General features: G+C 46.3%; 12 protein-coding genes. All 12 read right to left on the minus strand.

Annotated features, from left to right (window positions below; translation table 11 throughout):
• Positions 1-73: 73 nt before the first annotated feature.
• The 12 genes from K6V30_RS05855 to mraZ all read right to left on the minus strand — a co-directional run bounded on the left by K6V30_RS05855 (position 74) and on the right by mraZ (position 13,572).
• Positions 74-811: a cell division protein FtsQ/DivIB gene (locus K6V30_RS05855; protein WP_022301427.1), complete on the minus strand. Its 738-nt coding sequence runs from the start codon at positions 809-811 to the stop codon at positions 74-76.
• Positions 812-890: 79 nt separating this feature from the next.
• Positions 891-2,279 carry a UDP-N-acetylmuramate--L-alanine ligase gene (gene murC / locus K6V30_RS05860; RefSeq protein ID WP_010536179.1) on the minus strand — a complete coding sequence of 463 codons (1,389 nt, stop codon included), beginning with the start codon at positions 2,277-2,279 and terminating at the stop codon, positions 891-893.
• A 32-nt stretch (positions 2,280-2,311) separates the two neighbouring features.
• Entirely contained in the window at positions 2,312-2,710 is a 399-nt protein-coding gene (locus K6V30_RS05865) for a GxxExxY protein (RefSeq protein ID WP_055269348.1), read from the minus strand.
• Positions 2,711-2,751: 41 nt separating this feature from the next.
• Positions 2,752-3,873: an undecaprenyldiphospho-muramoylpentapeptide beta-N-acetylglucosaminyltransferase gene (gene murG, locus K6V30_RS05870; protein WP_055269373.1), complete on the minus strand. Its 1,122-nt coding sequence runs from the start codon at positions 3,871-3,873 to the stop codon at positions 2,752-2,754.
• Between the two features lie 54 nt (positions 3,874-3,927).
• A complete protein-coding gene (locus K6V30_RS05875; protein ID WP_010536182.1) occupies positions 3,928-5,247 on the minus strand; it encodes an FtsW/RodA/SpoVE family cell cycle protein in 1,320 nt (439 codons plus the stop codon).
• Between the two features lies 1 nt (position 5,248).
• Complete coding sequence (gene murD / locus K6V30_RS05880; RefSeq protein ID WP_022301424.1) at positions 5,249-6,583, minus strand: UDP-N-acetylmuramoyl-L-alanine--D-glutamate ligase; 1,335 nt, start codon at positions 6,581-6,583, stop codon at positions 5,249-5,251.
• A gap of 227 nt (positions 6,584-6,810) precedes the next feature.
• A complete protein-coding gene (locus K6V30_RS05885; protein ID WP_010536184.1) occupies positions 6,811-8,079 on the minus strand; it encodes a phospho-N-acetylmuramoyl-pentapeptide-transferase in 1,269 nt (422 codons plus the stop codon).
• A gap of 97 nt (positions 8,080-8,176) precedes the next feature.
• Positions 8,177-9,625, minus strand: coding sequence for a UDP-N-acetylmuramoyl-L-alanyl-D-glutamate--2,6-diaminopimelate ligase (locus tag K6V30_RS05890; RefSeq protein WP_010536185.1), 1,449 nt, complete (start codon positions 9,623-9,625; stop codon positions 8,177-8,179).
• Positions 9,626-9,648: 23 nt separating this feature from the next.
• A complete protein-coding gene (locus K6V30_RS05895) occupies positions 9,649-11,775 on the minus strand; it encodes a penicillin-binding protein (protein WP_010536186.1) in 2,127 nt (708 codons plus the stop codon).
• Between the two features lie 60 nt (positions 11,776-11,835).
• Positions 11,836-12,192, minus strand: coding sequence for an FtsL-like putative cell division protein (locus K6V30_RS05900; RefSeq protein ID WP_010536187.1), 357 nt, complete (start codon positions 12,190-12,192; stop codon positions 11,836-11,838).
• 8 nt (positions 12,193-12,200) lie between these two features.
• Positions 12,201-13,115 (minus strand): 16S rRNA (cytosine(1402)-N(4))-methyltransferase RsmH, encoded by a 915-nt coding sequence (gene rsmH, locus K6V30_RS05905; protein ID WP_010536188.1) that lies wholly within the window; start codon positions 13,113-13,115, stop codon positions 12,201-12,203.
• Entirely contained in the window at positions 13,102-13,572 is a 471-nt protein-coding gene (mraZ, locus tag K6V30_RS05910; protein WP_010536189.1) for a division/cell wall cluster transcriptional repressor MraZ, read from the minus strand. Before mraZ ends, rsmH begins: the two co-directional genes overlap by 14 nt.
• Between the last annotated feature and the right edge of the window lie 207 nt (positions 13,573-13,779).

Below are 13,779 nucleotides of genomic sequence, written 5' to 3' on the forward strand. Positions count from 1 at the left end.
TTATTTACAATTTACTATTTAGAGAGACTTGTCACTCATAACTCATCACTCATCCCCCGGAACTCACATCTCATCACTCTCTCTTCGTGCAGATTATTTGGTTGCTGAATTCAAGGTTGATACGTGAATATTTGTTCCAGCCTACCTGATTGAGTCCTTTCTGATAGAATTCTTTCAGGCGTGCCAGTTTGTCTTCAAAGTTTTCAAGTTTGCCGAGATAGACGAGGTGGTCGCCTACACGAGGTACCAGTTCGATGTTGCGGTCGGGCAACACATGGATTTGTTCTATCTGGGCGTTCCAGAACTTATTGTTTTGCAAAAATACACCAAACTTATATAAATCCTTCATTGCAAACGACTTTTCTACGTTTCCGGTGACAATTGCCCGGTGAGCGACACATTTTGCTTCCGGTGGCATGACGGTTCCTTTATTATCCAGATAATAATTCTCTCCGTTAGCGCTCATGATACGCAGAATCGGTATGCGCTGTGTCACTTCCACACAGACTTTACCGCTGGGGGTCTTGTAGCACTCCGCTTCGTCTATCAGCGGATGTTTGCTCAGTTCCCGTTCCAGCGACTTGGTAGAGATGCGCTCCATCTTTTTCCCGATAGGGTAGATACCTTTGTGCTGGAGGATGCCTTTTACTTCTTCTTTGGTGATGAAGCCGGCATAGGCGGTATCCTTGATGACCAGTTCTACGTCACGGCAGGTCTGGTCGGCAGGCTTGCGGTTGAAAGCGGTGATGGCTATGCCGAGGTAGGCAATAAGCATCAACATGACGATAGATAGAAGGATTCTCTTTACCATAACTTTTTTTTTGATTAAGAATGATGAATGAAGAATGAAGAATTTCTATGCAGCATAGCATAGTTGCGCAGCCAATTCTTCATTCATCATTCTTCATTTTTTCCAGTTCTTTCTTTATTTCGGGGACATAGTTGTCGATGTCTCCGGCTCCTAGAGTGATTAATACTTCAATGTTTTTATCTTTCAGAATGTTCAGTATTTCTTCCTTTTTGCACATACTTTTTTCGATACCCGGACGGAGGTTGTCGTATATCAGCTTGCTGGTGACACCGGGGATCGGTGTTTCACGGGCCGGGTAGATGTCTGTCAGAATGACTTCGTCCAGTAGCGACAGGCTATCGGCAAAGTCCTGATAGAAGTCGCGGGTACGGGTGTAAAGGTGCGGCTGGAAGATGGCTGTGATCTTCTTGTCTTTATAGAGTTCGCGGATAGACAGTACGCTCTGTTTGATTTCCGAAGGATGATGGGCGTAGTCGCTCAGGAAGACTACCTGATCATTCTTGATCTTGAAATCGAACCGGCGGTCTACACCGCGGAAGCTGTTCATTCCTTGTCTGATCTCTTCGTCGGTCACTCCGTTGAGGTGTGCAAGCGCCATGGCGGCTACGCCGTTTTCGATGTTGATGCTTACCGGAACTCCCAGCTGGATATCGTTGATACGGGTGTCGGGGGCAACGAAATCGATGAAGATTTCACCGTTTCCGATGCGGATGTTCTCTGCGTGGAAGTCGCCCTCGTCGCGCGAATAGGTATAGACACGGACTCCGGACTGCACTTTCGGTTGCAGCGAGATGCCTTTGCGGATAATCAGTGCACCACCCGGCTGGATCAGTGTTGTATAATGTTCGAAGCTTTCAAGGTATGCCTCTTCTGTTCCGTAGATGTCCAGATGGTCAGGGTCTGTGGCAGTGATGACGGACATATATGGGGACAGCCAATGGAAGGAACGGTCGAACTCGTCTGCTTCGATGACTGTATAAGGGCTTTTCTGGGAAAGGAGCAGGTTGGTGCCGTAATTCTTGGAGATGCCTCCGAGGAATGCGGTACATTCTACATGCGATTGATGGAACAGGTGGGCGGTCATGGTAGAAGTAGTCGTTTTACCATGAGTACCGGCTACACACAGTCCTTTGCTGGAATGAGTGATGGTTCCCAGTACTTGCGCGCGCTTTTGTATTTCGAATCCGTTGTTGCGGAAATAAACTAATTCTTCGTGTTCCTGCGGGACAGCGGGAGTCAATACGACTAAAGTGCTTTTGGGGTCCTTGCAGGCTTCCGGAATCAGGCTGACGTTTTCTTCGTAATGTATTTGTGCGCCTTCGGCGATGAGATTTTCAGTCAATGGAGTCGGGGTACGGTCGTATCCGGCTACCACTTTTCCTTTGGAAAGGAAATAACGGACAAGTGCGCTCATACCGATGCCTCCGGCACCGACAAAGTAGACTGATTGTATCGTTTCAATATTCATTTCTTTATACTGTTTTAGTTTATATATTAATTTTAGGCACGGATTACACGGATTCCACGGTTTAAGAATGATGTGTTGATTTTACGTTTTACTTCAGCTGCTACACCAAAATTTAGTAATAAACCTACTTCTAGTCCTGTTGCTTTTAGATAATTGACTAATTGCCACTCATGTTCTGGACGAAGGGTTGTTACAGCTTTTAGCTCAAGAATGATTTCGTCGTTTACTACTATATCTGCAATGTATCTTCCCACCATTTCACCTTTATAATAAACTTCCATCTCTTTTTGAGATTGACAGAAAAGTCCTCTTCTTAGGAGTTCTTTATAAAGTGCATTCTGATAGACTTGTTCTAAGAACCCAAATCCTAATGTGTTATGTACTTCATAAAAAGCACTTATGATTTCTTTTGTCAATTTCTCGTGTATCATTCTTAAACCGTGTAATCCGCGTAATCCGTGCCTAATTAATATTATTTGTTTTCTGCTTCTGCCAGCTTGATTACTTCCTGCGCGATGATCCGTGCAGAGTCGGGTAAAGCCAGCTTGGCTATATTGTCACTTAGTTCTTTCAGCTTCTGATCGTCGGCTACTGTTTTCAGTGCTACATCCATCAGCTTGGCTTCCGCTTCACTGTCTTTTACATAGATGGCGGCTTGTTTGTCCACCAATGCCAGTGCATTCTTAGTCTGATGATCTTCTGCCACATTGGGAGAAGGGACCAGGACAACAGGCTTGTGCAACAAACAAAACTCTGAAATAGAACCGGCTCCCGCACGTGAGATCACTAGGTCGGAGGCTGCGTAAGCGGCTGCCATATCCTTGATGAAGTCCGTCACATACAGATTCGGAAGTTTTCCTGCTGCCCGTACGGCTTCTGTCACCTGTGGATAGTAATACTTTCCGGTCTGCCAGATGAACTGTATATCGGCGTTTGCCTTGATTGTAGCTAATGCGGCGGTCAGCGTATTATTAATAGTACGCGCGCCAAGGCTACCGCCTACAATCAGAATTGTTTTCTTATTCGGCAACAGGTTGAAGGAGCGCAGTGCCGCATTCTTTTCCGGCATATCCTTCGTCAGATTCTGGCGAACGGGGTTTCCGGTCATTATAATCTTATCGGCAGGAAAGAACTTTTCCATTCCATCGTATGCAACACAAATAACCTTTGCTTTTTGTGCCAACAGCTTGTTTGTGACTCCGGCATAAGAGTTCTGCTCCTGAATCAAGGTCGGTACTCCCATCATACCGGCAGTCTTTAGTGTGGGGCCGCTGGCATATCCTCCTACGCCTACCGCTACCTGCGGGCGGAAGTTTTTGATAATGCTCCGGGCTTTCCACTGGCTGCGTGCCAGCTTAATCAGTACAGCTACGTTTTTCCATAAATGTTTGCGGTCGAAACCGGCTATCGGGAGTCCGATAATCCGGTAGCCTGCATCGGGAACCCGCTGCATCTCCATGCGGCCTTCGGCACCTACAAACAATATCTTTGCATCCGGTCGCAATTCCATTATAGCGTTGGCGATGGATACGGCAGGGAAGATGTGTCCTCCTGTGCCTCCACCGCTGATGATAATTCTAAGTTCTTTTTCCATCATAATCCTTTTTTATCCGTTCTTCACGGTTTACGGTTCATCGTAAACCGTGCATCATCGTTTATTGCTGTCATGTTCATCTTCGAACTTGGCATCACTGTTCAGAATCTGTGCAGTCGGTTCGGCAGCAGCCTGAGCCTCCGAAGTCGCTGTTCCGGCTTCTATCTGCATCTGAATCTGTGCGTCATGCGCTTTCTGTTCTTCCAGATGAGCTGTATATCGGCTTACGCTCAATATCATTCCGATATAGGCGCAGTTGATTAATGTACTTGTACCTCCTTTGCTGACCAGAGGCAAAGGTTGTCCCGTCACGGGAAACAGCCCCACGGCAACCATCATATTCAGTATCGCTTGCGATACTAACAGCAAAGCGATGCTCATGACAAGGAAGGCGGGGAAAGTCCGTTCGCACTTTTGCGCGATACGTCCGGCCCGCATCAGCAGCCAGAGATAGAGGAATACGACAAATATGCCTCCTATCAGTCCCATCTCTTCGATTACTATCGCGAAGATGAAATCGGAGAATGCCTGGCTGAGGAAGTCACGCTGTATGGAGTTGCCCGGCCCTTTGCCCACTACATGACTGGTAGCGATGGCGATACGGGCATGTGCAATCTGTGCGTCTTTATCTATATCGAATTTGGCTGCGGGCACTTCATCTTTATCGAAGAAGCCTTTGATACGGTTCTGCCAGGTCTCCAGACGGTGAAGTCCGGGGGTGCTGTGCAACGTCTTAGCAGGAATTGCTACAACCGTACCCACACCGAGCGCGCCGATCAGAATGAGCCCTCCTGCCAGCAGAAGGAGTTTCTTTGCGGCTACTCGTCCGATGAACATCATCATGAATACGACACCGAACAGCAACATGGCTGTCGACAAGTTCTCCGGAGCAATCAGAATGAGGACCAGTCCGGTAAGAATCATGATGTATTTAAAGGCTTTCGGGTTGGCTCCTTCTTCATCCTGCCTTTTCGACAGGATAAACGAAACGGCAATGATGACAGCCATCTTTGCCAGTTCCGAGGGCTGGAACTGTAGTCCCATAAAGGTCATCCAGCGGGCTGCTCCATTGACACGGTCGCCTGTGATGATACCCATCAGTGTGACGAATGCCAGCAGGACGAGGGAGATCGGATACAGGAAGACTGGGAATACCTGAAACCATTTGTAGGGGACGTTGTGCAGAAACACTACTACTACGGCACCCACCATCAGGATGATGGAGTGCTGTGTAATCGGTCCCCAGTGATCGCCGCTTTTGTAGGTCAGCGTCGATGCTGCCGAGAACACCTCGATAATCGAGATGAGGCAGAGACAGAGGAAGATAATCCAGATTACCTTGTCACCTTTAAATATGTTCTTTAATAAATCCATTTTATAACTCTCTTACATATTTCTTAAACTGATCGCCGCGGTCTTCGTAACTCTTGAAAAGGTCGAAAGAAGCGCAGCAGGGGCTTAACAATACGGTTTCTCCTTTCTTAGCCAGTTTGTAGGCTGCTTCCACTGCATCTTTCATTCCGGTCTGCACATCGGCTACGGGCAGTCCGAAGCGGTCGAAAAACTCGTGTAGCTTTTCGTTATGCAGTCCCAGGTAAACCAGTGCCGAGCACTTTTCGCGTACCAGATCTTCTATTTCCGTATAGTCATTGCCTTTGTCTTTTCCGCCCAGTATCAGTACTGTCTTGGTAGTCATGCTTTGCAGGGCATACCAGCAGGAGTTGACATTGGTCGCTTTGGAATCGTTGATGAAGTCGATGCCGCGTACACGTGCCACTTTCTCCAGGCGGTGTTCCACTCCCTTGAAGTCGGAAAGTGCCTTGCGGATATTCTCTTTGGTGATACCTGCCAGGTTTGCCGAGATTCCGGCAGCCAACGAGTTGTAAAGGTTATGCTGTCCGGTCAATGCCAGTTCCTCCTGTTCCATGTTGAAGGCGATAGGCTCGGTGATCTTCACTTCATGATCTTCTACGTATGCGATGGCTCCGTCTTCCTTCATGGCTGCGAAAGGATACAGATGTGCTTTCAGACCATGTTTTGCCAGTTCCTGTTTGATGATCGGGTCATCGTTCCAGAAGATGAAGGCATCATCGGTGGTCTGGTTCTGTGTAATACGGAACTTGGCATCGATGTAGTTCTGCATGCAATGGTCGTAGCGGTCCAGATGATCCGGTGTGATGTTCATCAGTACGGCGATATTGGCACGGAAGTTATACATATTGTCCAGTTGGAAAGAACTGAGCTCGATGATGTAATAGTCATGGTGTTCTTCGGCTACTTGTAAAGCCAGACTCTTGCCAATGTTACCGGCGAGACCTACATTCAGGTCTGCGCTCTTGAAGATATGGTAGATCAGGGAAGTAGTCGTTGTCTTTCCGTTAGAACCGGTGATACAGATCATTTTGGCATCGGTATAGCGTCCGGCGAACTCGATTTCGGAGATGATCGGTGTACCCTGGGCTTTCAGTTTCAGGATCAACGGGGCGTCATTCGGGATACCGGGGCTTTTGATCACCTCATCGGCATTCAGAATGAGTTCTTCGGTATGATGTCCTTCCTCCCAGGCAATATGGTGGCTGTCAAGGAGTTCTTTATACTTATCCTTGATAACGGACATATCCGAAACAAATGTTTCAAGTCCTTTTACTTTGGCGAGTACGGCTGCGCCGGCACCGCTTTCACCGGCTCCTAAAATTACAATTCTTTTCATTTACAGTAATGTGCTTTTGCTGTCCGACAGGCAGACTCTTCTCTCTTCCTTTTCATCCCTTCTTTTTCGCTCATCGGCTGCGCACATCTTTTTAAAGTTAATAATCGGGTTAATACTCTCTTATATAATAAATTTTAATTAGGCACGGATTACACGGATTTCACGGTCTTACACAGCTATTGGTTTACTAAAACCGTGTTATCCGTGTCATCCGTGCCAGATAATTTTCATCTTATTTTTAATGTAATAATCGTTATCGCTGCCAATACAATGGTTACAATCCAGAAACGGACGGTAATCTTTGATTCGTGGAACAGCTGGTCGGGTTTCGTGAATTTTACGGTACATCCCGGTTCTACCAGACTCATGGAAGTACGGAAATGATCGTGTATCGGAGTCCGTTTGAACAGCCGCTGTTTCACTCCTTTCCGTTTTCCTATCTTATAGTAGAAGCGTTGCAGTATGACCGACAGGTTCTCTACCAGGAACACGCCACAGAGAATCGGTATCAGCAGTTCTTTGTGGATGATAATAGCAAAAACGGCAATAATACCACCGATGGTCAGACTACCTGTGTCTCCCATGAATACTTGTGCCGGATAGGCATTGTACCATAAGAAACCGATCAACGCACCGATAAATGCGCAAATGTAAATTACCAGTTCTTCCGATCCCGGAATGTACATGATATTCAAGTAACTGGCAAACTCGATGTGCGACGATACATAGGCAAGTACTCCCAGTGTGGCACCGATGATGGCGGAGTTTCCGGCTGCCATGCCGTCCATTCCGTCGTTGAGGTTAGCACCATTCGATACGGCAGTTACAACGAAAATCGTGATAATCACGAACAGTATCCATCCGGCTGTCTGTGCATGTTCGCCCATAAAACCGACCAGATCGGCATAATCTAAGTTATTGCTTTTGAAGAAAGGGATAGTGGTTTGGGTTGATTTTAAATCATTCGTTCCGTGGATCACTTCCATTTCCTGTCCCGGCGTATGAACTTCGATGTTCTCGCGGATGACTACATCCGGGCTTAGATACAGAGTCAGTCCTACAATCAGTCCCAGACCGACCTGACCAATGATCTTGAATTTGCCGTGCAAACCTTCCTTGTCTTTCTTGAATATTTTGATGTAATCGTCGGCAAAACCGAGTGATCCCAGCCATACGGTGGTTATCAGCATCAATATCATATATATATTGTCCAGCTTTCCCAATAGCAGGCATGGTATGAGGATGGCTACGATAATGATAACCCCTCCCATACTTGGCACACCCACTTTGTTGACGCCAAACGGATCGGTCTTGGCATCACGCTGTGTTTCCGTGATTTGCTTCTTTTTCAGCAGATTGATGAATTTATCTCCCCAGATGCTTGATATAAGCAATGCGAGGATAACAGCCATCAAAGCACGGAATGAGGTGTAACCGAACATTCCCGCTCCGGGAAAATTGAGCTTATGCAGCCATTCAAACAGATAATATAACATCTCTTTTCTCTTTACAATTTAGTGTCTGCAATTTACAGTCTCTTATTGATGCCCCACGCCTGATAAGGAGCTGTCCATTGCAAATTATTATAGGTTGTCAATTAAATATTTCTTTCAAAACTTCTTTGTCATCGAAGTGATGTTTCACTCCTCTGATCTCCTGGTAATTTTCGTGCCCCTTTCCGGCTACGAGGATTACATCTCCTTTCTCTGCAAGCATGCAAGCTGTACGGATTGCTTCTTTGCGGTCGGCGATACTAAGCGTTTTTCTCATATCTTCCGCATCCAGTCCGGCAAGCATATCGTTGATGATGTCTTGTGGCTCTTCAAAGCGGGGATTATCCGATGTTATAATTACCCGGTCGCTGGCTTTCGCTGCTTCTTTCGCCATGATAGGGCGTTTTCCCTTATCACGGTTGCCGCCGGCACCTACTACGGTGATCACTTTACCTTTGCCTTCGAGTACTCCGTGAATGGCATTCAATACGTTAATCAGTGCATCCGGCGTATGTGCATAGTCAACGATTGCTGTCACTCCTTTCGGAGAACGGATGGCATCGAAACGTCCGGCTACCGGATGGAGTGTACTAAGTGCTATGAGTACCTCTTCCTCTTTTTTGCCTAATAATACGGCTGCTCCGAACACTGCCAGCAGGTTGGAGGCATTGAACTTGCCGATAAACTGAACGGCTAGTTCATGTTTGTTGAAATCGAGCAGCATCCCTTCAAAATGGGACTCAATGACCCGTCCTTTGAAGTCGCTGAGGCTTCTTAACGAATAGGTGTAAACCTTGGAACGTGTATTCTGTGTCATCACCAGTCCATTCTTGTCGTCAAGGTTGGTGAGACTGAAAGCGTTTTTAGGCATATCGTCGAAGAACTTTTTCTTTGCCTTGAGATAGTTCTCTACGGTTTTATGATAATCAAGATGGTCGCGGGTCAGGTTTGTGAAAATCCCTCCTGCAAACTTTAATCCGCTGATACGTTTCTGAGCGATGGAATGAGAGCTGACTTCCATAAAGACGTACTTGCATCCTTCATCTGCCATTTGGCCCAATAAACGGTTTAGCGTGATAGGGTCGGGGGTTGTATGCTCTGTCGGAATCGGCTGGTCGTCGATATAGTTGCAGACAGTAGAGATTAACCCCACTTTATAACCGAAGTAGCGGAATGTATTATATAATAAGGTGGCAATGGTTGTTTTACCATTTGTTCCTGTGACACCGACCAGTTCGAATTGTTCTGTCGGATTTCCATAGAATGTCGTAGCAATCTTTCCTACTGCATCTTCGCTGTCTTTCACCTGAATATAGGTGATTCCTGCTACGGGCTCCTCCGGAAGGTCTTCACAAAGGATGGCAGTGGCTCCTTTCTGAATGGCGGCGGGAATATAGGCATGGCCATCGGTCTGCGTGCCACGCATCGCCATAAATAGTTGGCCGGCTTCCACCAGACGGGAGTCGATGTTGACTCCGGTGATTTCTATCTTTGAATCTCCGGTCACTTGCACCGGCTGGATTGCTTTCAGTAACTCGTTTAATAACATATCTGTCCTACTTAATTTAATTCTTAATGCATCGTAAGCGTAATCGTTTGCCCCTTCTTAACGACACTGCCGTTGGCTATCGACTGGCTTTTTACTTTCCCGACTCCCACCAGATTGACTTTCAATCCTTTACTTTCCAATAGATAAACAGCATCTTTTGCTCCCATACCTACGACGCTCGGTACGAAGTTCTGCATGATACCCCGGCTCTCAAGAACCACAGCTTGAGGAGCGGGATGAGTGCTTCCCCATACTTCTTTCCCCGAGTCGGTGATTTTTCCCTGTATCTTTATATTCAGTTCTTCCAGTACCCGTTGCGTTTCCCTCATTTCTCCCGCCTTGACGTTCGGGATGACAACCGTATTTGTATCAATGGCACTGGTGAGCGGTAAGCGCAGGTCTTTTGCATAGACTCTTTCTGCAATCTTACTGAATACGCTACCCGCCATCAAACCTCCCGAAGCAGGCAGACCGGGTTTCTGGATAGAGACAATCATACTGTATTTAGGCTTTTCCGACGGGAAGTATCCGCAGAAACTGACGAGATAATTGGTTCTTCCCGTCTTATATCCCGCTGCTCCCTGCGAAATCTGTGCGGTTCCGGTTTTACCGGAAACATGGAACTGCTTGCTTCCCGCGGGTTTGGCGAGTCCTTCGCCTACTACTTTCCGTAGGATTTCCCGTATCTGTGCCAACGTTTTGTCCGAACAGATTTTCGGATTGATAACCTCGGTCGGGTATTCCTTTACCACTTCTCCGTCTCTGACAGCGGCTCTTACAAACTTCGGACGAATGGATACTCCGTTGTTGGCAATCGCATTGTAGAATGTCAGAATATTGATCGGCGGAACCTGAGTTTCATAACCGATACTCATCCACGGCAATGTCGTTTTCGAAAAATAGCGTTCTTTCGGACCGCGAATGTTCGGCTTTCCTTCTCCTGATATTTGCAGGTGGAGAGGTTGGTCAATGCTCATCCGTTTCAGTCCGTCTACAAATTTCTGCGGGTTACTTCCATAAAAGTTTTCAATGATGCTGGAAGTTCCTACATTGGATGATACTCCCAGAATCTCGGTAACAGTCAGTTTGCCATATCCTCCGCGATGCCAGTTGTGGTCTTTCATGACACGACCGTGCATCGGCTTTTGTCCGTTGCCGGTGTCTACGATATAGTCCGGAGTGATTTTTCCGTCCTCCAGAGCTACCATGATAGATGCCGTCTTGAAAGTGGATCCCGGCTCAAGCATATCACTGATTGCATTATTGCGTACCTCGTAATATTCGCCGTCTCTGCCTTGGGTCATATTAACGATGGCTTTTACCTCTCCGGTTGTTACTTCCATCAATACGACTACACCTACGGTAGCATTCAGCTCTTTCAGTTTGTCTACCAATGCTTTTTCGCAAATATCCTGCATGCCTACATCGATAGTAGTGATCAGATCGCAGCCGTCGATAGGGGCGACATCGACAATATTCAGGTATTTGTTCATTACTTTCTGGCGGTGAGTCAGCCCGTCACGTCCTTTCAGAATCGTATCGAATGCAAGTTCTATACCGTTCTTGGCTCCTTGAGCTGTATCAGCATATACATCTCCCAAGGTGCGGGCTGCCAATGAGCCGAAAGGTTTCTTGCGCTGATTGTATGCCAGTTCCTTGAATCCTCCTTTATAACGGTTCAGACAGAAAACAGGCAGACGTTTCACCTCTTTATATTGTATATAGGAGATACGCTTCGGATAAATCAGGTAGTTACGGCTTTTTGCCTGTCGTCCTTTCTGAAGGTGCGCCTTGAATTGTGCCGCACTCTTATCAGGGAATATCTTGTGGAGTCCGATACAGATCGAATCCATATTTGCTTTGAGGATGGAATCCCGGCGTGCCTGATCCTTCTTTCTTCTTTTTTCGTCCTTTTCACCGGACATAAAGTCCATGTAGATTCTGTATTCAGGCAGTGAACTGGCCATTAGTTTACCGTCAGAAGAAATAATGTTTCCACGGTTAGGCTTCACCGTTACGTTTTCTTTTACGAAACGATCGGCTACATCCTGCCAGTACTGCCGTTCGGCAAACATGGTCACGCCTGCCTTAACGACAATTGCTACTCCTATCAATGCCATTATCAGAATGACAAAGAAGTAACGGGTCATTATATTTTTCTTATTTACTGCCACAGTGCTTATTCTCTTTTAAAACTCCCAACTCATACCTTATTTAATAAGATAAGGCGGATTGGTGGAAGTCTGCAAATCACTTTCCTTGTTTGATATATATTCCTCGATACGTGACTGACGGCTTTTCTCCATCAGCTCCGAACTACGGGTCAGCGCATCGTATTTAATGTCAATTAATTCTTTTTTCAGCCGGTCTATTTCAATCTGTTGTTGCTGGCTGGCATAACGGTTGTGGATATAGAAGATAACGAATACCATAATCAGTACCAACAGCTTCGTCTGCCGACGGAAAAAGTCTGTGGCGAGGATATCTCCTCCCAGAATACTTTTCAATGAGGTGCGTTTTTTCTTCTTGCCCTCTTCTGTCTTTTTGTCTACTACTTCTTCTTCCATATCTGAGACTATTTTTTCTCTGCTATTCGTAATTTGGCACTTCTCGACCGTGGGTTTCTTTCTATCTCCGCTTCGCCGGGAACAATCACCTTATTGTTGACTAACCGGAACGGGGTTTGCAGATTCCCGAAAAAGTCGGTTTCCGCTTTGCCTTCCACGTTGCCTGTTTTCATTATATTCTTCACCATCCGGTCTTCCAGTGAATGATAAGTGATAACCACAAGGCGTCCGCCCGGTTTGAGCGCTTCGGTAGCAGCTGACAGCATTTCTTTCAGTGCTTCCATCTCCTGATTTACTTCAATGCGAAGTGCTTGAAATACTTTCGCCAATTCTTTTTTCTCCCGTTCGCGTCCGAAAAGCGGCTTGATGATTTCCAAAAATTCACCGATTGTCCGGATAGACTGTCCGTTTCTGGCTTTTACAATGACAGATGCCAGTTTACGGCTGTTCTTCAGTTCGCCGTACAGGTAGAAAAGGTTTGCGAGCCGTTCTTCTTCGTATGTGTTGATGATGTCGGCTGCCGTGATTCCTGCACGTTTGTTCATGCGCATATCCAGTGCTCCGTCGAAACGGAAGGAGAAGCCGCGTTCGCTGTCGTCGAAATGGTGGGAGGATACGCCAAGGTCAGCCAGAATAGCGTCTACCTGCTCAATGCCATGATAACGCAGGAAATTCTGCAAATAACGAAAATTACTGCGTACAAAGGTGAAGTGGGTATCATTGACGATATTCCGTTCGGCATCCTCATCCTGGTCGAATCCCAGCAGACGTCCGCCTTCTCCAAGGCGTGAAAGAATCTCGCGCGAATGTCCCGCTCCTCCGAAGGTAACGTCTACATACGTTCCGTCCGGACGAATATTCATTCCGTCAACGCTTTCCTTTAGCAATACTGGTACGTGGTATGTCAAATCATCTTTCTCCATCTTGTCTATTTTCATCGTTCATAATCTCTTCTAATGCTGCACCAAACTCTTCGGGAGACATAAACGGTTGTTCTGCCCGTTCTTTTGCCCATATCTCTATCTTGTTGTCGATGCCGATAAATCGTATATCTCCATGGATATTACAAATCTGTAAGTAACGTTTCGGGATTAGTATGCGTCCGTTGCTGTCGGGCGTAACTATTTCGACGTCACTCACAAACTGTCTGAAAATGAGCTGGTGTTTACTATTCCATTTGTTCAGCCTGCTCCGGAGTTCGTTTAACTCCTCGTTCCACACGCTCTCGGGGTACAGTGTCAGGCAGTCTTGAAATACGTCTTTACGCATAATGAGTCTCTCTTCGGAGGCAGCTTGCAATTGCTTCCTGAAGGTGGCTGGGATGAACACTCTTCCTTTTGCGTCCGCCCTGACTTCAATATTGCCTAAAAAACGTATCATTTACCTTATTATAATAAAGAGACCGTAAAAGTAGGAAATTCCCCACAATTCCCCACAATTTTCCATAAAAATCTTTTAGAGAAGTTTTCAACCGATTGTTAAATGCTTATTTACTTGAAAAAGATGTGGTTTGGGAAATGCTTTATTAGTGGGGAAAACAGGAAAGATGCTATGCTTTTTTGTTTGTATTGAGGAAGAGTCTTTTTT

The organism is Bacteroides faecis, from assembly GCF_020091505.1.
Lineage (GTDB): Bacteria > Bacteroidota > Bacteroidia > Bacteroidales > Bacteroidaceae > Bacteroides > Bacteroides faecis.